The organism is Mesorhizobium sp. C372A (genome assembly GCF_030323245.1).
In the GTDB taxonomy this organism is placed as follows: domain Bacteria; phylum Pseudomonadota; class Alphaproteobacteria; order Rhizobiales; family Rhizobiaceae; genus Mesorhizobium.
In genome coordinates this window covers 436,540-455,140 of record NZ_CP100475.1, presented here as the reverse complement: position 1 = coordinate 455,140, position 18,601 = coordinate 436,540, and the positions used below count along the sequence as shown (strand labels likewise).

Annotated in this window: 18 protein-coding genes and 4 pseudogenes; 16 read left to right on the top strand and 6 right to left on the bottom strand. The window is 60.3% G+C overall.

All coding sequences use genetic code 11. The features are described 5' to 3' along the window. Positions 1 to 46 precede the first annotated feature (46 nt). The 16 genes and pseudogenes from nifH to NLY42_RS31970 all read left to right on the top strand — a co-directional run. Complete coding sequence (gene nifH / locus NLY42_RS02110) at positions 47 to 940, top strand: nitrogenase iron protein (protein WP_023706403.1); 894 nt, start codon at positions 47 to 49, stop codon at positions 938 to 940. Between the two features lie 98 nt (positions 941 to 1,038). After that, positions 1,039 to 2,538, top strand: a complete 1,500-nt coding sequence (gene nifD / locus NLY42_RS02105) for a nitrogenase molybdenum-iron protein alpha chain (RefSeq protein WP_023755834.1) — start codon at positions 1,039 to 1,041, stop codon at positions 2,536 to 2,538. Positions 2,539 to 2,664: 126 nt separating this feature from the next. Further along, entirely contained in the window at positions 2,665 to 4,206 is a 1,542-nt protein-coding gene (gene nifK / locus NLY42_RS02100) for a nitrogenase molybdenum-iron protein subunit beta (protein ID WP_023755833.1), read from the top strand. Between the two features lie 56 nt (positions 4,207 to 4,262). Next, entirely contained in the window at positions 4,263 to 5,753 is a 1,491-nt protein-coding gene (gene nifE / locus NLY42_RS02095; RefSeq protein ID WP_023755832.1) for a nitrogenase iron-molybdenum cofactor biosynthesis protein NifE, read from the top strand. 8 nt (positions 5,754 to 5,761) lie between these two features. After that, the gene (gene nifN / locus NLY42_RS02090) at positions 5,762 to 7,144 is read left to right on the top strand and encodes a nitrogenase iron-molybdenum cofactor biosynthesis protein NifN (RefSeq protein ID WP_023755831.1); all 1,383 of its coding nucleotides are present in this window, start codon (positions 5,762 to 5,764) and stop codon (positions 7,142 to 7,144) included. After that, positions 7,110 to 7,607 (top strand): nitrogen fixation protein NifX, encoded by a 498-nt coding sequence (gene nifX, locus NLY42_RS02085; protein WP_023755830.1) that lies wholly within the window; start codon positions 7,110 to 7,112, stop codon positions 7,605 to 7,607. The genes nifN and nifX overlap by 35 nt, the downstream gene beginning before the upstream one ends. 17 nt (positions 7,608 to 7,624) lie before the next feature. Then, positions 7,625 to 8,104, top strand: a complete 480-nt coding sequence (locus NLY42_RS02080; RefSeq protein WP_023755829.1) for a NifX-associated nitrogen fixation protein — start codon at positions 7,625 to 7,627, stop codon at positions 8,102 to 8,104. Between the two features lie 27 nt (positions 8,105 to 8,131). Beyond that, positions 8,132 to 8,911, top strand: coding sequence for a response regulator transcription factor (locus NLY42_RS02075; RefSeq protein WP_023755828.1), 780 nt, complete (start codon positions 8,132 to 8,134; stop codon positions 8,909 to 8,911). A 100-nt stretch (positions 8,912 to 9,011) separates the two neighbouring features. After that, complete coding sequence (locus NLY42_RS02070) at positions 9,012 to 9,899, top strand: universal stress protein (protein WP_023756545.1); 888 nt, start codon at positions 9,012 to 9,014, stop codon at positions 9,897 to 9,899. Positions 9,900 to 10,619: 720 nt separating this feature from the next. Continuing rightward, complete coding sequence (locus NLY42_RS02065; protein ID WP_023755826.1) at positions 10,620 to 10,985, top strand: hypothetical protein; 366 nt, start codon at positions 10,620 to 10,622, stop codon at positions 10,983 to 10,985. 274 nt (positions 10,986 to 11,259) lie between these two features. Continuing rightward, positions 11,260 to 13,173 (top strand): DUF269 domain-containing protein, encoded by a 1,914-nt coding sequence (locus NLY42_RS31975; RefSeq protein WP_502882142.1) that lies wholly within the window; start codon positions 11,260 to 11,262, stop codon positions 13,171 to 13,173. Between the two features lie 26 nt (positions 13,174 to 13,199). Further along, positions 13,200 to 13,403, top strand: coding sequence for a CCE_0567 family metalloprotein (locus tag NLY42_RS02050; protein ID WP_031244936.1), 204 nt, complete (start codon positions 13,200 to 13,202; stop codon positions 13,401 to 13,403). Then, positions 13,400 to 13,717, top strand: coding sequence for a ferredoxin III, nif-specific (gene fdxB / locus NLY42_RS02045; protein ID WP_023755823.1), 318 nt, complete (start codon positions 13,400 to 13,402; stop codon positions 13,715 to 13,717). Before NLY42_RS02050 ends, fdxB begins: the two co-directional genes overlap by 4 nt. A 27-nt stretch (positions 13,718 to 13,744) precedes the next feature. Beyond that, positions 13,745 to 14,050 (top strand): exopolysaccharide production repressor protein, encoded by a 306-nt coding sequence (locus NLY42_RS02040; RefSeq protein ID WP_023756547.1) that lies wholly within the window; start codon positions 13,745 to 13,747, stop codon positions 14,048 to 14,050. Positions 14,051 to 14,099: 49 nt separating this feature from the next. Beyond that, positions 14,100 to 14,573, top strand: a pseudogene (locus NLY42_RS02035) (transposase family protein); the annotation flags it as partial. Continuing rightward, positions 14,534 to 14,719: pseudogene (locus tag NLY42_RS31970) on the top strand (IS630 family transposase); the annotation flags it as partial. The pseudogenes NLY42_RS02035 and NLY42_RS31970, both read left to right, overlap by 40 nt. Here NLY42_RS31970 and NLY42_RS02025 read toward each other — a convergent pair. The 6 genes and pseudogenes from NLY42_RS02025 to NLY42_RS02000 all read right to left on the bottom strand — a co-directional run. Next, positions 14,655 to 14,902: pseudogene (locus tag NLY42_RS02025) on the bottom strand (IS5/IS1182 family transposase); the annotation flags it as partial. The pseudogenes NLY42_RS31970 and NLY42_RS02025 sit on opposite strands and share 65 nt — an antisense overlap. Positions 14,903 to 14,909: 7 nt before the next feature. Beyond that, positions 14,910 to 15,071, bottom strand: a pseudogene (locus NLY42_RS02020) (IS630 family transposase); the annotation flags it as partial. Between the two features lie 64 nt (positions 15,072 to 15,135). Further along, positions 15,136 to 16,773 carry an acetolactate synthase large subunit gene (locus tag NLY42_RS02015; RefSeq protein WP_023755819.1) on the bottom strand — a complete coding sequence of 546 codons (1,638 nt, stop codon included), beginning with the start codon at positions 16,771 to 16,773 and terminating at the stop codon, positions 15,136 to 15,138. Between the two features lie 210 nt (positions 16,774 to 16,983). Continuing rightward, on the bottom strand, positions 16,984 to 17,208 hold the full coding sequence (locus NLY42_RS02010) for a hypothetical protein (RefSeq protein ID WP_156933842.1): 225 nt from the start codon (positions 17,206 to 17,208) through the stop codon (positions 16,984 to 16,986). An 11-nt stretch (positions 17,209 to 17,219) separates the two neighbouring features. After that, a complete protein-coding gene (locus NLY42_RS02005; protein ID WP_023755817.1) occupies positions 17,220 to 17,513 on the bottom strand; it encodes a hypothetical protein in 294 nt (97 codons plus the stop codon). 134 nt (positions 17,514 to 17,647) lie between these two features. Next, positions 17,648 to 18,574: a hypothetical protein gene (locus NLY42_RS02000; RefSeq protein WP_023755816.1), complete on the bottom strand. Its 927-nt coding sequence runs from the start codon at positions 18,572 to 18,574 to the stop codon at positions 17,648 to 17,650. Positions 18,575 to 18,601: the final 27 nt, after the last annotated feature.

Here is an 18,601-nt window from a genome sequence, read left to right as displayed (position 1 = left end):
AAGTCGCGGCAGCCGCGATGAATGGGAACGAAGGAAGGAAAGCTACATGTCAGGTTTGCGTCAGATCGCCTTTTACGGCAAGGGCGGCATCGGCAAGTCCACCACCTCCCAAAATACGCTCGCCGCCCTGGTCGACCTCGGGCAGAGAATCCTCATCGTCGGCTGCGACCCCAAAGCCGACTCCACCCGCCTGATCCTGAACGCGAAGGCGCAGGATACGGTCCTGCATCTCGCGGCAGAGGAAGGTTCGGTGGAAGACCTGGAACTCGCGGACGTGCTCAAGGTCGGCTACAAAGGCATCAAATGCGTGGAGTCGGGCGGACCCGAGCCAGGTGTCGGCTGCGCCGGCCGCGGCGTGATCACCTCGATCAACTTCCTCGAGGAGAACGGCGCCTACGACGATGTCGACTATGTCTCCTACGACGTGCTCGGGGATGTGGTGTGTGGCGGTTTCGCGATGCCGATCCGCGAGAACAAGGCCCAGGAAATCTATATCGTCATGTCCGGCGAGATGATGGCGCTCTATGCCGCCAATAACATCGCCAAGGGCATCCTGAAATACGCCCATTCGGGCGGCGTGCGGCTCGGTGGCCTGATCTGCAACGAGCGCCAAACCGACCGCGAGCTCGACCTCGCCGAAGCGCTGGCTTCCAGGCTCAATTCCAAGCTTATCCACTTCGTGCCGCGCGACAACATCGTCCAGCACGCCGAGCTCAGGAAGATGTCTGTAATCCAGTACGCGCCGGACTCGAAGCAGGCCGGGGAATACAGGGCGCTGGCCGAGAAGATCCATGGGAATTCGGGCCAGGGCACCATCCCGACCCCGATCACCATGGAGGAGCTCGAGGACATGCTGCTCGACTTCGGCATCATGAAGACGGACGAGCAGATGCTTGCCGAGCTTCAGGTCAAGGAAGCGGCTAAGGCGGCCGCACAGTAGCGACCGCTGCCGACATGAGGCGCCGCCTGCCCTGGTGCGCCTTTCAAAGAACGGCGCCTCGTCGGTGAGGCGTCACCCTGAACCTTGAAAGGGGTCCCATGAGCCTGGAATACGAGAATGACGGTGCCCTCCATGCGAAGCTTATCGAGGAGGTGCTGTCGCAATATCCTGACAAGTCGGCGAAGCGCCGCAGAAAGCACCTCAGCGTCGCAAAAAGCGGCGACGAGGCTGGCGAGGAAAGCGAGGTCCTTTCCGAATGCGAGGTCAAATCGAACATCAAGTCCATCCCCGGCGTGATGACAATTCGCGGCTGCGCCTATGCCGGCTCGAAAGGCGTGGTGTGGGGTCCAGTCAAGGACATGGTCCATATCTCGCACGGCCCGGTCGGCTGCGGGCAATATTCCTGGTCTCAACGCCGCAACTACTACGTCGGCACGACCGGCATCGACACATTCGTCACCATGCAGTTCACCTCCGATTTCCAGGAGAAGGACATTGTTTTCGGCGGCGACAAGAAGCTCGAACGGATCATCGACGAGATCGAGGAACTGTTTCCGCTGAACAAGGGCATGACTGTGCAATCCGAATGCCCGATTGGCCTGATTGGCGACGACACCGAAGCTGTGTCCCGCAACAAGGCCAAGGAGCACGAAAAGACAATCGTGCCGGTGCGCTGCGAGGGCTTCCGCGGCGTCTCGCAATCCCTCGGCCACCACATCGCCAACGACGCGATCCGCGACTGGGTGTTCGAGAAGGACCTCGAGTTCGAGGCCGGCCCGTACGATGTCAATGTGGTCGGCGACTACAACATCGGCGGCGACGCCTGGGCTTCGCGCATCCTGCTCGAGGAGATGGGCCTGCGCGTGGTCGGCAACTGGTCGGGCGACGCTACGCTGGCCGAAATAGAGCGAGCGCCAAAGGCGAAGCTCAATCTCATCCATTGCTACAGGTCGATGAACTACATCTGCCGGCACATGGAGGAAAAATATGGCATCGCCTGGATGGAGTACAATTTCTTCGGCCCCTCCCAGACCGAAGCCTCTCTGCGCAAGATAGCCAAGCACTTCGGGCCCGAAATCGAGGCCAAGGCCGAGGCGGTCATCGCCAAATACCGGCCGCTGGTCGAAGCGGTCATAGCCAAGTACCGGCCGCGCCTCGAAGGCAGGACGGTGATGCTCTATGTCGGCGGGCTGCGCCCCCGTCACGTCGTCACGGCATATGAGGATCTGGGCATGGTGATCGTCGGCACTGGCTACGAATTTGGCCATAACGACGACTATCAGCGCACCGGCCACTACGTGAAGAAGGGCACGCTAATCTATGACGACGTGACTGGTTACGAGCTGGAGAAGTTCATCGAGGGGATCCGTCCTGATCTCGTGGGCTCCGGCATCAAAGAAAAGTACCCGGTCCAGAAGATGGGCATACCGTTCCGTCAAATGCATTCCTGGGATTATTCCGGCCCGTATCATGGCTACGACGGGTTCGCCATCTTCGCGCGCGATATGGATCTGGCCATCAACAACCCAGTCTGGAACCTCTACGACGCCCCCTGGAAGAAAAAAGCCGAGCCGTCGGCGGCGATCGCAGCCGAATAAAACTCTGGCCTCCCGGAAGCCGGGAGGCCGTGAACGCCTGTGGCCGCTTGTCCGCGGGAGACCTGAAAACGTTTCGACGTCCCTGTGCCGCCGTATGGCGGGCCAGATGGAAAGAGGTAACCACCCATGCCGCAGTCGGCTGAAAAAGTTCTCGACCACGCGCCCCTGTTCCGCGAGCCGGAATACAGGCAGATGCTTGCCGAGAAGAGGCTGAATTTCGAATGTCCTCACCCGGACCAGATCGTTACCGACCAAGGCGAATTCACCAAGACGTGGGAATACCGCGAAAAGAACCTTGCTCGCGAAGCGCTTGTCGTGAACCCCGCCAAGGCCTGCCAGCCGCTCGGCGCGGTGTTCGCGGCCGCAGGCTTCGAGCGAACCATGTCCTTCGTCCACGGCAGCCAGGGCTGCGTGGCCTATTACCGCTCGCACCTGTCGCGCCATTTCAAGGAGCCTGCTTCGGCGGTTTCCTCCTCGATGACCGAGGACGCGGCAGTGTTCGGCGGCCTGAAGAACCTGGTCGACGGGCTCGCCAATACGTACCAACTCTACGACCCGAAGATGATCGCCGTCTCGACTACTTGTATGGCGGAGGTCATTGGCGATGACCTGCACAGCTTCATCGAGAACGCCAAGGACGAAGGATCGGTCCCGCGCGACTTCGACGTCCCCTTCGCCCATACGCCGGCCTTCGTCGGCAGTCATGTCGATGGCTACGACGTCACGCTCAAGGGGATTTTGGAGCATTTCTGGAAAGGCGAGGAGCGAACGGAAGCCGAGGGGACCATCAACGTCATTCCGGGCTTCGACGGCTTCTGTGTTGGCAACAACCGGGAACTCAAGCGCCTGCTCGATCTGATAGGCGTGTCCTATACTTTCATCCAAGACGCCTCTGACCAGTTCGACACGCCGTCCGACGGCGAATACCGCATGTACGACGGCGGCACGAAGATCGCAGACGTGAGGAAGGCACTCAACGCCGGGGCGACGTTGTCGCTGCAGCATTACAACACCCGAAAAACACTTGAGTATTGCGAGGGGGTGGGGCAGGCGACTGCCTCGTTCCATTACCCGCTCGGAGTCCAGGCAACCGACGACTTCCTCGTGGAGGTCTCCGCGATTTCCGGCAAGCAAATCCCCGAGGCAATCCGCCTGGAGCGCGGCCGACTTGTTGACGCCATGGCCGACAGCCAATCCTGGCTGCACGGTAAGAAATACGCCATCTACGGCGATCCGGACTTTGTCTACGCCATGGCCCGCTTCATCATGGAGACGGGCGGCGAGCCGACCCATTGCCTCGCCACCAACGGCACGTCGACATGGGAAGCGGAGTTGAAGGAACTGCTTGCATCATCGCCCTTCGGCAAGGATGCTCAAGTCTGGGCGGGCAAGGACCTCTGGGCGATGCGCTCGCTGCTCTTCACCGAGCCGGTGGACCTGCTGATCGGCAACTCCTATGGCAAGTATCTGGAGCGCGACACGGGCACGCCGCTGATCCGGCTGACGTTTCCGATCTTCGACCGCCACCATCACCATCGGTTTGCGCTTATGGGCTACCAAGGCGGGTTGCGCGTCTTGACGACGATCCTCGACAAGATCTTCGACAAGCTCGATCGCGAGACAAGCGAGACGGGCGTGACGGACTATTCGTATGACCTCACCCGCTAAGCTTGACGGTCGGCTTTGGCCGGTCGTCTTCCCGAGGGACTTCGGAGACCGACGCAATGTCCTTGCTCAGAGCCAAAATCCAGGATGTCTTCAACGAGCCTGGCTGCGAAAAGAACCGCGGCAAGGATGCCAAGGCGCGCAAGGAGGGCTGTTCGAAGCCACTGACCCCCGGGGCGGCGGCCGGCGGCTGTGCCTTCGATGGCGCCAAGATCGTACTGCAGCCGATCACCGACGTCGCACACCTGGTCCATGGGCCGCTCGCCTGCGAGGGCAATTCCTGGGACAACCGCGGTGCGGCTTCGTCCGGGCCAACGCTGTGGCGCACGAGCTTCACGACCGACCTCACCGAACTCGATGTTGTCATGGGGCAGGGCGAGCGGAAGCTCTTCAAAGCGATCCGCGAGATCAAGGAAGCGTATGGGCCGCCGGCGATCTTCGTCTATCCGACCTGCGTGACGGCGCTGATCGGCGACGACATAGACGCCGTCTGCCAGCGCGCGGCGGAAAAGTTCGGCTTGGCCGTTGTACCAGTCAATGCGCCGGGCTTCGTCGGCTCCAAGAATCTTGGCAACAAGCTTGCCGGCGAGGCGTTGCTCGAGCATGTCATCGGCACGGCCGAGCCCCACGATGCCGGCCCTCACGACATCAACATCCTTGGCGAATTCAACCTCTCAGGCGAATTCTGGCTGGTGAAGCCGCTGCTGGATCGGCTCGGGATCCGGGTGCGCGCCTGCATTCCGGGTGACGCGCGTTACTTCGACATTGCCTGCGCGCACCGCGCCCGGGCGGCTATGGTGGTGTGCTCGACCGCGCTCATCAATCTCGCCCGCAAGATGGACGAGCGCTGGGACATCCCGTTTTTCGAGGGCTCCTTCTACGGCATCACCGACACCTCGGAAGCGCTCAGACAAATCTCTCAGCTGCTCGTGCAGAAGGGTGCTGATCCGGAGATCCTCGGCCGCACCGAGCTATTGATTGCAGAGGAAGAGGCGATCGCCTGGAAGAAGCTAGCGGCCTACCGGCCGAGGCTCGAAGGCAAGCGCGTGCTGCTCAACACCGGCGGCGTGAAGTCCTGGTCGGTCGTCCATGCGCTGATGGAGATCGGGATCGTGATCGTCGGCACCTCTGTCAAGAAGTCGACCGTCGAAGACAAGGAGCGGATCAAGCAGATCCTCAAGGACGACTACCATATATTCGAGCAGATGGCAGCGCGCGACCTTTACGCCATGCTCTCCGAACACAAGGCCGATATCCTGCTATCAGGCGGGCGCACGCAATTCGTCGCTCTGAAGGCCAAGACACCCTGGCTCGACATCAACCAGGAGCGCCAACACCCTTACGCCGGCTATGACGGCATGGTGGAACTCGTACGCCAGATCGACCTGGCCATTCGAAACCCCATCTGGTGCCAGGTACGGGAGCCGGCACCATGGGATTGCCAGCCTGCGGTGGGGGAGGAACGGCCGTGCACGAAAAGCGAGACCGTGACCTTGCATGCTGTCCAGGAATTCTCCGGCACCACGGCCGCTGATTTCGGCGAGTGTTGAGGAAGCCAATGGTCCGCATCCTTCCCCAGTCCAAAGCGGCGGCGGTCAATCCGCTGAAGTCATCCCAGCCGCTCGGCGCCGCCCTCGCCTTTCTTGGCGTCGACGGCGCGATGCCATTGTTCCACGGCAGCCAGGGGTGCACCAGCTTCGCGCTCGTGCTCTTCGTGCGACATTTCAAGGAAGCCATTCCCTTGCAGACAACCGCGATGGACGAGGTGGCGACGATCCTCGGGGGGGCAGACCATCTGGAAGAGGCCATCCTCAACCTCAAGGCCCGCACAAAGCCAACGCTGATCGGGGTTTGCACGACCGCGCTGGTGGAAACCCGGGGCGAAGACTGCGCAGGGGATGTCGCCAATATCAGGCTGAAGCGCATGGAAGAACTCGCGGGTACGGAGGTGGTGCTAGCCAACACACCGGATTTCGACGGCGCGATCGAAGAGGGCTGGGCCAAGGCTGTCACCGCTATGATCGAAAGGATTACGCGGCCCGGCGAGCAGGCGCGGCAGTCGAAGAAAATCGTGATCCTGCCTGGCTGGAACCTCACTGTGGCTGACATCGAGCATTTGCGTGAGATGGTTGAAAGCTTTGGACTGAAGCCGGTGATTCTGCCGGACATCTCCGGCTCGCTCGACGGTACGGTGCCCGACCGCTGGGTCACGACCACCTATGGCGGCACCAGCGTCGAGGATATCCGCGAGCTTGGCACGGCCGAGCAATGTATCGTCATCGGTGAGCATATGCGCCGCCCGGCCGAGCTGCTGCAGAGGTTGACCGGCGTGCCTTACGTGCTGTTCCGGTCGCTGACCGGATTGAGGGACGCCGACCGGTTCGTCTCCCTGCTGTCCGCAGTTTCGGGCGAGGCGGCGCCGGCTGAGGTGCGCCGTCGGCGGGCGCAGTTGCAGGACGCGTTGCTCGACGGACATTTCCACTTTGGAGGCAAGAAAATTGCGATCGCTGCTGAACCAGACCAACTCTACCAACTCGCGAGCTTCTTCATCGCCATGGGCTCCGAAATCGCGGCGGCGGTCACAACGGCCGCTATGTCGAAAATTGTGGAGGAAGTACCGGCGCAGTCGGTTCAAATCGGCGATCTCGGCGATTTGGAAGCGCTTGGCGCCGGCGCTGATCTTCTCGTTACTCATTCCCACGGCCGCCAGGCGGCGCAGCGCCTCGGCATTCCGCTCATGCGGGTCGGCTTCCCGATCTTCGACCGGCTCGGTGCCCAGCACAAGCTCACAATCCTCTACCAGGGGACCCGCGACCTGATCTTCGAGGTTGCCAACATTTTTCAAGCCAACGGGCGAGCGCCGACGCCTGAGGCGCTTGATCCACTCCGTAAGCGAGAAATGCCAGATGAACTCCGTCCGTCGCCTCTCGCTCGTCACTGACGAGGTTCACGCACCGACGCCGGAACGCCAAGCGGGCGCATTGCGCGTGGCGATCGCCACGCAGGACATGAAGAACCTCAACGCCCATTTCGGGTCGGCCAGGCGCTTTGCTGTCTACGACGTGATGCGCGAGGAGTGGAATCTTGTGGAAGCCGTGGCCTTTGACGACGTTTCCGACGAGAGCGGGAAGCACCGAACCGAGGGCGATGACCGCATCACCCAGAAGGTGGAGGCGCTAAAGGGCTGCCATTTGCTGTTTTGTCTGGCGATCGGCGGACCTTCGGCAGCCAAACTTGTTTCCGCAAAGATCCATCCGATCAAAGTGCCGCAGCCCCAGACCATCCAAGAGGTGTTGTTGCGCACGCAGATGATGCTCAGGACGTGTCCTCCCCCCTGGCTCCGCAAGGTGCTGGCGCAGGCAGGTGTCGCTGAACAGAAACCCTCCTTCGAGGACGAAAGCTGAAATGAGGAGTGGGCGAAATGTTTGAAGGCGCTGTTAGCCCTGCCGCCACCGAGGACGAGGCGGCTCTTGCCACCCCGTTCGTCAAATGCCTCGTGCGGCTGATCCGTGCCAATGATTCCCACGGGTCATGGGAAGGCAAATCGGTCGCCGAGCTGCTGGGCGACTTCATCATCACCAGGGAACAGCGCCGTGCAATTCCAATCATCGGCGATCCCGATCCGGACGTGCTGTGGAGGCTCGATAAGTTCTACACCGCCGTCGGGCTTGCGATTGAGGAACGCTCCGGCCTGATGGCATCCCCGATCATGGAGATGAGCCATGAGGGCTTCGGGCGCGTGCTTTTCACGGCGGGGCGACTGGTCGTTCTGTCCAAGACCCTGCGCGACGTCCATCGGTTCGGCTTCGAGACGTTCTGGAAACTCGCCGCGGCGGGCACCCAACTGGCCGGCGATGCCACCGCAGCCATTGAGGCTTATCCCGAGGTGGCGCGGGCGTGATGCAACCGATTTTCGATCGAGGGGATCATGTCAGGCCTTGAGGACATGCGAGCCCTCTCAATCGAGGCTGTCGAAGCCGATGTGGTTCTTGGGGTAGCGCTGATGAAGCCAGTGGTACTGATCTGTTCGCAAGATGCGGAGTTGTATCTGTTCCTCAGCCACATTCTGGGGGTGGACGGCTTCACGAGTGAGCCGGCAGACGGCGTGAAGGAAGCACTTGCATTGGCCGATCAACGGGAGCTCCAGGCGGTAGTCCTGGACTGCGGGCCAGCAAGCGCGGCAGGCTCCACAATCTGCGCCCGGTTCAAGGGGGAGCCCCGGACCGGCCGCCTGCCCGTCATTGCGTTGATCGCGCCCGGCGCCGAGAACCAGCACCTCGATCTCTTGAAGGCAGGTGTTGACGAGAGCTTTGTGCGGCCCTTCGCACCGGCCAAGCTGCTTGACTGTCTACGCACGAAGTTGGCGCTGCCACAGCCGGGTTCAAACGGGATAAAAAACGGCAGCTGGCTCTGTTGCGGCAGCCTTGAGATGAAGCTCGATGCTCACCGGGTTCGAGGTAATGGCCACGACATCCATCTCGGACCTCTCGAATTCAACCTGCTGCGGCAATTTCTTGAGGCTCCCGGCAAGGTCTTCAGCCGAGACGAGCTGATCGACGCGGCCTGGCCGGACAATATCCATGTCGGTGAACGCACTGTCGACGTCCATATCAGCCGGATTAGAAAGGCGCTGAAGGCGGCCTCGCCAGGTAGCGTCATTCATACTGTCAGGTGTGCGGGCTACTCGCTCGAGAAGCTGGACGACTGAATCGCGAACGGACGGTCTGCCACTCTCCATCTTCATTGGAAGGCAAGTCTTGCGGTTCGAAACGCGCTACGGGCGCGACATCTCAGGGGGAAGCAGCCAGATGGCCTTCAAAAGCCTACTCAGTGTAGCGGGAGCTGACCACTCCGATCGGGACGTCCGAACAGCTGCAAGCTTGTGCGCCGAAGTCGGCGCACATTTGTCCGTCCTGATTATGTCGCCTCCGCCGCTCGTTGTGTCGCCTCCGCTGCTAGGCGATGGCATCCCCGCGTGGCCTACGCAACGCGCACAGGCTATTGCCGGACTGGAAAAACGATACAGGCAAATCGAGAGATTTTCACAGGACGCAGCCAGTCTGGAAAAAACATCTAAGCAAATTCACAAACTGTTGAGAGCCACGTGGCGGTGCTATGATGTCGATGTTGTCAACTGCGATCAGGCCAGCGTCGGTAACGCAGTGCGAGCGCGGGCGCTCTGCAACGACCTGACAATCGTCGGCCCCGCACTTCTCAACGACATTAACGTCGGTCCCCTTGTTATCAACGGCAGCCTGTTCGACACCGGAAAGCCGGTGCTTGTCGTGCCAGAGGGCGCTGAGGTAACTCTGTCTCCACGGCGCGTGCTGGTCGGCTGGGATTCGCGGGCCGAGGCATCCCGCGCGGTTCGCGAAGCGCTGGATTTGCTAGCCAGTGCTGAGGAAGTTCGTGTCGCACTCGTCGATCCGGAGGCGACCTGCACCGGAAACGGCGCCGAGCCGGGAGCCGACATCGCTGCCTATCTCACTCGGCACGGTGCTCGGGTGTCGGTCGACCGGCTGGCGAGCCGCGGCAAACCGGTGGCTACGGTGCTAGCGCAGCAGGCAATCGACACGTCTGCCGACCTGATCGTCATGGGCGCTTATGGCAGCCGCCGGTTGCGTGAGCGGCTCTTCGGTAGCGTGACAAGATGGATAGTTGGCAAGCCGCCGTTGCCGCTGTTTTTGGCCCGCTGACGGGTTCTTAAGTAGCACCGATGCTGTTCCAAGCTCTACTCCGCTGATCACCTGATACCCAGTCGGAGAAAGGTCGCCGCAAACGAGCAGGTTTCGCGAAGCTCATGAGCAACTTGCAAGCGCCGTCGCGAAGAACATTCCCCGGACGCCTCTAACGCGTTCGGTGTCTGCTCGCCGAGACAACCCGTAGCGCGCAGACAAACGGCCGGGCAGAAGCCCAGGCGTCCTCAATACCCTCGAAACACCACTCGAGCCGGCGTCAGGTCGAGAAGAGAGTCGTTTCAGCGCGGCAGGCCGCGTTCGGACCGTAGCTCATCGTATTGGCGTTATCACGATTTCTTTCACCACTGGCCGGGAACTGAACACGGCAACGACCGTGCAGCGGCCAAGGCACCGACCTTCGAGTCCGACGGGCGGGCTCCTGCCGGCCCTCGGGGCGAACGGTGGCATCAATCACGTGTCATCGCCTGGGATGGTAGCCGGGTCAGCGGCGAGGGCGGCCGCATCTTCGGCGTTTTCAGTCTGCCCTGCCCACCGCGTGGCGACCGAGCGGCCTTGAGGCCGGTCAATTCCGACAACGCTCACATTCGGACCAGGTGGTTCCTGTAGGACTTCCGCACAGGGACACAGAACAACAAAAAGTAGGATTCGGGAGAGTTCACCGGCCCGGCACAGGCCGGCACTCATCCTGGCCCTCTTCGCCACGATCATCATCTGGCGATGACGGTACTCGCGACCGCAGCCGGACATAACGGGCGTCGTCGTGAAGAACTCCTGCGTCGCTACCAGGAATTCAAGCGCAAAGCGGAAAAGGTAGGGGAGAGGCGAGGCTCGGATGGAGCGGCGCCTGCAATCGCAATTGGCGTTCCGCTGAGCGACCGGAGCGGCAAGAAGCTCAAGCAAGGCTTGAGGCGGACGATGATGACATGGCTGGCGCTAGCCAACGCAGTCATGATGTCCATCTGTTCGTCCCTATATGTCGAGACGTCCGTGGCCACGCTTCTGTGCCGCGCGAAGCGGGTGGTGCGCGTCCAAGAGCTGACAATGGCAGAAAACATGTCGCGACTGATACAGCCGGCTATCTGAGCCCCCGGAAGCTTTAAGTAAAATCAAGCGATTACTGCACGCTGAGCGCGTTGGCATGGCCTTTGCGAATTAAGATTCAGCAACACTGAGTGAAGGCTGACTGCACGCAGATGCGCAAGACGAGCGATGCCTCTCCCTTCATTGAACCTCGTGCCCCGTCTAAAAAGGGGAACAAGCTTGCGCATGAGGCCACGCAACCTTTTGCAACAGCTTTGGAGGGCAAGATATGTTGCGGATGGGGTCTCCGGCTCCTTCGATGAAGGTGGGGGACTAGCTGCGTGGCGAGCCCCTTGCGGACTTCCAGCCCGGCAAAGTTTATATCGCCCAGTTTTGGGCAACTTGGTGCGAACTATGTGCGGCGGAGATGCTCGAACTGATGCAGCTGCAAGAGAAATACAAGGACAGCGGACTTGAGGTCGTCGGGCTCGCGGCTGATGAAGACGCTCCAACGGCCGTCGAGGCCCAGACCAAGTTGGACGCGTGGTTGGCCGAAAAGTGCCCGGATCTGAATCATCGGATTGCGTTCGACTTCACAGGCGAAATGACGAAGCTTTGGAGGGAACCCACCTTTTGCGTCGGGATTCCGACCTCGTTCGTAGTCGACCGAGACGGCTGCATCGCCTTTATCGGTCATCCGAGCCATCTCGGTGAGGTTTTGCCGAAAGTGCTCAACGGCAGCTGGCGTACCAGCAACAAAGCGAAAGCCGCCGATCAAGAGCGGATCGCCACAAGTGAACCCCTGGCGCGCGAACAAGCGTTGAAGAAGCCGATCGATGACAGGTTCTGGGCGGCGGTGAAATTGGAAGATTGGAAGACGGCGCTCTGGGCGATCGAAGAGGGCATTGCCTTGATGCCGGACGACCTCGATTTCCGCCTGGCTCATGCACATCTGTTGCTTCGAAAATTACAAGACATTTGGACCGGCTTGCCGGTGATGCGCCAGTTGGTTCGCGACGCGATCGACACAAATTCCGAGGATTGGATGGTTTCGGCGCTAGACCAACTCTTCCATCCGGCTAATGACCATTCGTGCCTTCCCCCTGCTGAGCGCTTCGCGATGGGCAAGGAGCTGTCCGAACACATCCTGGCGCTGAATCCCCCGCAAGGCGACAGTCCTAAGTTCCGGTCCTATCCCGCGGCCGCCCGGTACTATCATGAGAACGGCAACAATGATCGCGCGATCGAGTTGGTCGAACTGACACCGAAGTCGCTGGACGGTCTGGAGCCTATCCCGGACGAACTGAAAGAACGCCTTCTACTGGATTTGCTGCAGGCACTGGCCAACTACAAGGGTGACAAGGTTTGTTACGGCGCTGCTGTGCGGCTCCGCAAAACAAGCTTTCCGAAGGTGCCAAGGCGCGGCCGGCCGAGAGGAATCCTTAAAAAGGGGGATGGTCGGAATGTTTACTGGCCAATTCGTCCATTTCCCTGGAGTGGACGCAAGCAGGCTCCATGCAGCACAGGGATGGATTGTTTTCAACGGGTTCGAGGCGAGAACCTTGCAATGACCTCTGGCCGCATCGCGGCGGAAGTGATGATCGACGCCAATCCGCGTGGAAGGCCTCGCAGTCAAAGACGCGTCCAGGGTCGGCCACAGGGACATCGCGTGGAATTGCCCGGCCCGAGCTGGGCGTCGGCTGCGCAAGTGGGCGAAGCAGGCGTCTCCGAAAAAGAAAGAGTCCTTCGAGGAAGAGGACTGAAATCAGGAAAATATGAAATGTCTGATGCCGCAGTTCGCCCTGCTGTCAACGAGGACGAGGCGGCCCTTGCCACGCCGTTCGTCAAATGCCTCGTGCGGCTGATCCGCGCTCAGGAGTCCTACTGCTTATGGGAAGGCAAATCGGACGCCACGCTACTGGCCGATTTTATCGTCACCAGAAAAAAGCGCCGCGCGATCCCTGGCATGGGCTATCCCGATCCGGACGTGCTGTGGAGGCTCGATATGTTTTTCACCGCCGTCGGGCTTTCGATCGCGCAGCGTTTCCGCCCGGTGACATCGCCAATCATGGAGGTGAAATCCATGGGGGCTTCGGGCGCTTGCTTTTCAGGGCCAGGCGTTTGGTCGTTTTGTCCAGACATCCATCGGTTCGGCTTCGAGACGCTCCGGCAACTCGCGGAGGCCGGTACGAAACTGGTCGACGATGCGACCGCAGCCACGGGACCGTTTCCCGGCGTGGCGATGGCGTGATGAAAGCCAATTTCGAGGAAAGATCAATGCCAGGCCTTGAGGAGTTGCAGAAGAAAGTCCGCAATCTGCAGTCGGGTGCGGGCATTGCGAAGATGGAATTGCACGACCTTGCCGAGGACAAGCCGGTCAACTGGACTGAGATCAAGACGGTTGCCGCAAAAACGTGCGCCGTTTTTGCAGAGTTGGACGCTGCCAAGAGAGACCTCGCTGCCTCGGAGAATTTACGATGACGAGCGCTTTCGTCACCCGCGACGGCTCCAAATGGATGCCGGAGTATCTCACCGCTATCGACGGCACGACCTGCATCGGTTGTGGCCGCTGCTTCAAGGTCTGCTCGCGCGAGGTCATGCACCTTTACGGCGTCGATGACGCGGGCGAAATCCTTGGCGTCTGCGACGGCGAAGACGACGATTTCGACGGCGAGCTCAATCGCATGATCATGGTCGTCGACCATGGAGGGCGCTGCGTCGGCTGCGGAGCCTGCGCCCGCGTTTGCCCGAAGAACTGCCAGACCCATGTTGCAGCCGACAAGGTCGCTGCATGACATGGCCGACAAACCAGGAGAACGGCGTTGCCCTTTAGAATCTTGCGACGCCTCCTGTGGCTGGTCCTGTGCGCCAACGCTTTGACTGTCTACTTCGCGTTTCATTCAATCCGCGCAGTCGTCGTCACGACGCTGGCTTGTTGGTTGCTCCTTCAGGTTGCGTATTTCGCAAGCGTGCTCTTTCTGATCTGGCGGTCTGGCTGCGTCAGCCGAGCTGGCCAAAAGGCTGAGCATTTCGGCAGCTGCAAGGAAGTTGGATACCAGCGGTCAGACGATGATGAGGTGAGGAGTGAATCTGCAGATTTGCTCCAAAATCAAATGCTAAATGTTTGATCCCGGGCTTTGATGGGGCATCATTATCTTCCGAATCAAAGGATGCGCTATGGGCCAAGTTCTGCATGGGAGTGCCACAACGACAGAGGCGGTCCGTCGAGCGATACAGCATAGTCAAGAGAGCCTGAGGACCCTGGCCAAGCGCTACGGGATCAACCAGAAGACGGTTGCGAAATGGAAGGCGAGCTTCGGTCACCGATCTGCCGACTGGTCCGAAGGAACCGAGATCGACGGTGCTCTCAATTGAGGAGGAGGCGGTCATTGTCGCTTTCCGCCCGCTACACGCTGCTGCCGCTCGACGACTGCCTCTATGCGCTTCAGGCGACCATCCCGCACCTGACACGGTCTTCATTGCATCGGTGCCTGCAACGCGGGCCGGCTCCCGGATGTCGAGGGCGACAAACCGGCGAAGAGGAAATTCAAGCTACCGATCGGCTACTTCCACATCGACATTGCCGAGGTCAGGACCGGGCAAGGCAAACTGCACATGTTCGTCGCTATCGACCGCGCGGCGAGCGCTGCCGGGCCGGCGTACCGCATGGCCACTGGAAGACCACGACCTTCACCGGAGCGCTACGGCTGACGGGCATGACTGCGTCCTTCGTCTACGACTGGAAGCATCCGATTTCGCCGTTTTCGGCTGGAGTGCTTGTAGGCACCATGCAAGCCAAGAGCGAGAACTGTGATGATCAGGCGCAGATTTTGGCCTGCGGGGACGAGCAGCGCATTGATCGCATCGCCATCATGGTCGCCGAGGAAGTTGCGGTCCAGTCGGCCGTCGGTCTTCATGTGACCGATGGTGGCCTCGAAGGCCGATCGTCGTTTCAGTTCCCGACACATGGTGGCCGTCAGGCCGCGATTGCGGCCGTGGCGTCAGTTCGCCGGTCTTTGCCCGAGGGACCCAACGGATCGCCCTCGATATGCCGACCCTGAACCGCGCTGCAGCCTGCCGCGACGACATGCCGGCGTCTGCTTCAAAGACGCGGAACCGAAGATATTCGCTCAGTGCTCTTCCATCCATCTCATGAAAATGGACGTTGAATTACACTGCTAACGCCTCTTCACATCACAACCCATTCATCGATCTAAGGACGTGCTCTAGACAATTCTTCGCCCAGGATCCGGATGTTTTCCGAATAGTCCACCGGCGTGCTGATGAGATGGACACCGCCCGCCGCAAAGGCCGCTTCGAGCGTCGGCACGAGATCGTCGGGGCCTTCGATTCGCCTGCCTTCGATGCCGTAGGCCTTGGCATAAGTGACAAAGTCGGGATTGCCGAAGGTCATCCCGAAATCGCTGTGCCCGTTAAGCGCCTGCTTCCAACGTATCATCCCATAAGCGTCGTCCTGTAGGATGAGCACGACGAGATTGAGTCTGAGGCGAATCGCGGTCTCCAGCTCCTGCGAGTTCATCATGAACCCGCCGTCGCCGCACACCGCGAGGACGCGACGTTCCGAACAGAGCATCGCGGCCATGATAGCTGAAGGCAGCCCTGCGCCCATGGTGGCAAGCGCATTGTCGAGGAGCAGCGTGTTGGCTACTCGAGTACGGTAGTTGCGAGCGAACCAAATCTTGTACATGCCGTTGTCGAGGCAGACGATGCCGTCCTCGGGCATGACCTGGCGCACGTCGTGCACGATTCGCTGCGGGGTGAGCGGGTAGCGGCTATCCTTGGCCCGGTCCGCGATCCTAGTCAGGATTCCCTCACGCAGCCCGAGAAGAGCACCGGCGTTGGGCAGCCTGCCCTCAAGCCGGTCAGAAAGCAATCTTAGCCCCGGTCCGACATCGCCCACCACCTCGGCATGTGCGAAGAATACCTCCTCAACCGTCGCCGGCGAGTAGCCCACATGGAGCACGGTCGGCCCACTCGGCTCCATCAGGAAGGGCGGTTTCTCCACGGTGTCATGGCCGATCGAGATGATAAGATCGGCGCGATCGATCGCCCGGTGCACATGATCTCGCTCCGACACAGCGGCGGTGCCGATGTACAGTCCGGACCCGCCCGATACCGCGCCCTTGCCCATTTGAGTGTTGAAGAAGGGGATCTGCAGGCGCCTCACGAAGTCCGACAACGCCTCAGTCAGACGCGGTCGGTTTGCGGCCGCACCCAACATAACCAGCGGCCGCTCGGCCTTGAGGATTAACTCAGCCGCACGATCCAAGGCCTCTGTGGCCGGAACGGGCGCGTGGATCGGATAGGGCGGCATCATCGGCGGAGCCACAGCCATTCTCTCGGCTGCGACGTCTTCCGGAAGTTCGAGATGAACCGGGCCGGGGCGCTCCTGTTGCGCCAACCGAAACGCTTCGCGCACGATGATCGGGATAGTCGCCGGGCTGATGATCTGGTGCGCCATTTTGGTCAGTGGTCTCATTGTCGAGACCATATCCACGATCTGGAATCGTGCCTGCTTCCGGCTTAGGATGCCCTTCTGGCCGGTGATCATGATCATAGGCATCGCGCCGAGCAGGGCGTAGGAAGCGCCCGTCGTGAGGTTGAGCGCACCGGGACCGAGCGTGGACAGGCAGACCCCGGGCTTGCCGGTCAGTCGCCCATGCGTGGCCGCCATGAACGCGGCCGCCTGCTCGTGGCGCGTCACCACCAATTTGATCGAGGAACGCCGCAGTGCTTCAACAAGGTCGAGATTCTCTTCTCCGGGTATGCCGAAGATCTGATGAACCTTCTCGTTCTCCAGAGTAGAAACAAGCAGTTCAGCGCCGTTCATTGGTATCGTCCTCAGGCTGCGCCAGCACCGCGCGGAAACTTGGCCGCGATCTCACCTTCCAACAGCCGATCCCGGTTCTTGGTGAAGCTGGAGTGATCCCAGGCCGTGTCGTCAACAAGTATCCGTCTTGGTCAAGGAATGGGATGGACAGCATTCCGGTCTCGCTGATGAGAGCGTCGTTTGCGAGCGACGAGCTTTCGCATGCTGCGGTTATGGCGACCTTTGCGGATTTTCCGCCTGTTCGGAGGCTTTCGTATTTGCTTTGAGAGGCTGATTGAATCGGATTGCGACGAGGGCAGGGATGTAGAGTGCCTGACTGAGCGTTTGCCAGCCGCCCTGGATAAAGCTCTTGCCCTCCCACTGGCCGGACTGGCGGATTGCGGTTGCCGTCAGCTTTAACCGCTCGAGTGTCGCAACCAGCGTGTCGTGATCCACGGTCGTTATCATTAGCCTCGCCCGACAATCGCCGCGTATTCCGCAAGCGGCAGCAACTCTTTCAGAATGCGCGTCAGCGTCAAAACGCCCTCGTCGGCGGGGTTGGGCTCTGCGGTATACTTTTGCCGAAGTGGTCTGGCGATAAAATTCATCGACCCTTGCGGGACGATGCCAACCGCTTCGCCAGACACCGGTATCAAGAGAAATCTCGGCCGAGTCGTTACCATTGGCGTCGCAGAAATATCCTCAATGATGTAGCGCAGATTGTGCTTCGACCGGTCCAGTAATATCTCGTGAAGAAACACGGAGACGCTGTTCCAGTTATTTTTGATTTTGGTGGTCGCGAATGCATCGCCACCACTCGCGCATGCGCATGCCGACGGTTAGCTCGGCCACTGCGGCCGCTGATGTGCCTTTGTCAGCCAGAATGGATGCCCGACTACTCGAAGCGACGAAGGTACTCAGCATATTTTGCTGCCAGTTCCTCCGCTCGGCCTTCGCACTCATCCAGCGCCATTGCATCGCAATCGTAGCCGAGCAACTTGCGCATAATTTCTGCCGACTCCGCCGTGAAGCGCACGGTCCCGTCGCTTTCCACGGCTTCGATCCCGTCGTATTTCTGACATTCTCTGTTGATCTCCACCGCATCGTCCAATGACAGGCCTTCAGGCAAATCGATCGAAATGCCTGTTGGAGCAACCCTAACGGGGTAGCCTCCGACGAGACCCAACGGCCCTGGCGCATGAACGACGCGCTCTACCCGATCGGCCAACGCGCGTAGAACAGCTGTCGCCGACGATGCAGTCACCGATTGTCCTGCGAGGGCTTCCACCCGCCGAAAACGTCCGGCAACATTTGCGAAGATTTCATCGTGGGACACTTCCTCAGGCCCAATTCTCTGACCTTCCCGATATATAGACAAATGGTAGGGCGCTCCGTCAGTGGAACCAGTCCGGGGCATGCGATAGCTGACGTAGTGTTGGGCAAAGAACCGCACATCGATCGCCTTCAGTTCGCAACCTAGAAGATGCGCGGCCGCCAACCTGATGCCCGGGACGGCATTCGCGACATTACCGATGCCAATCGCCGGCGAGAGGCCCTCGGCTGCAAGGGCGGCATGTGTTACATCAGAGTAGGATGCATTCACGACCACGGTCTGAAGCCCGGCCTCTCGCACAGCTCTCATCAGGCGTCGAACGAGAACGAGATGCATCGGCGTCCATACGCCGCCGCGAGCTCGATCAACCCGCTGATAAGCATCAGGCGGCAATTGCAATATGGTCCACCATGAATGCAATGTCGTTGCATTGAAAATGATATCCGGACGGAGAGCCGCCAGTTGCTCTGCTGTAGCCTCTATATTCATGAGATCCACAGGGACCACCTCAATGGT

What these genes read in the sequence shown, in the direction of transcription:
- nifH (WP_023706403.1), top strand. Translation starts at nt 47, where the DNA reads ATGTCAGGTTTGCGTCAGATCGCCTTTTACGGCAAGGGCGGCATCGGC.
- nifD (WP_023755834.1), top strand. Translation starts at nt 1,039, where the DNA reads ATGAGCCTGGAATACGAGAATGACGGTGCCCTCCATGCGAAGCTTATC.
- nifK (WP_023755833.1), top strand. Translation starts at nt 2,665, where the DNA reads ATGCCGCAGTCGGCTGAAAAAGTTCTCGACCACGCGCCCCTGTTCCGC.
- nifE (WP_023755832.1), top strand. Translation starts at nt 4,263, where the DNA reads ATGTCCTTGCTCAGAGCCAAAATCCAGGATGTCTTCAACGAGCCTGGC.
- nifN (WP_023755831.1), top strand. Translation starts at nt 5,762, where the DNA reads ATGGTCCGCATCCTTCCCCAGTCCAAAGCGGCGGCGGTCAATCCGCTG.
- nifX (WP_023755830.1), top strand. Translation starts at nt 7,110, where the DNA reads ATGAACTCCGTCCGTCGCCTCTCGCTCGTCACTGACGAGGTTCACGCA.
- NLY42_RS02080 (WP_023755829.1), top strand. Translation starts at nt 7,625, where the DNA reads ATGTTTGAAGGCGCTGTTAGCCCTGCCGCCACCGAGGACGAGGCGGCT.
- NLY42_RS02075 (WP_023755828.1), top strand. Translation starts at nt 8,132, where the DNA reads ATGTCAGGCCTTGAGGACATGCGAGCCCTCTCAATCGAGGCTGTCGAA.
- NLY42_RS02070 (WP_023756545.1), top strand. Translation starts at nt 9,012, where the DNA reads ATGGCCTTCAAAAGCCTACTCAGTGTAGCGGGAGCTGACCACTCCGAT.
- NLY42_RS02065 (WP_023755826.1), top strand. Translation starts at nt 10,620, where the DNA reads ATGACGGTACTCGCGACCGCAGCCGGACATAACGGGCGTCGTCGTGAA.
- NLY42_RS02050 (WP_031244936.1), top strand. Translation starts at nt 13,200, where the DNA reads ATGCCAGGCCTTGAGGAGTTGCAGAAGAAAGTCCGCAATCTGCAGTCG.
- fdxB (WP_023755823.1), top strand. Translation starts at nt 13,400, where the DNA reads ATGACGAGCGCTTTCGTCACCCGCGACGGCTCCAAATGGATGCCGGAG.
- NLY42_RS02015 (WP_023755819.1), bottom strand. Translation starts at nt 16,773, where the DNA reads ATGAACGGCGCTGAACTGCTTGTTTCTACTCTGGAGAACGAGAAGGTT.
- NLY42_RS02000 (WP_023755816.1), bottom strand. Translation starts at nt 18,574, where the DNA reads ATGAATATAGAGGCTACAGCAGAGCAACTGGCGGCTCTCCGTCCGGAT.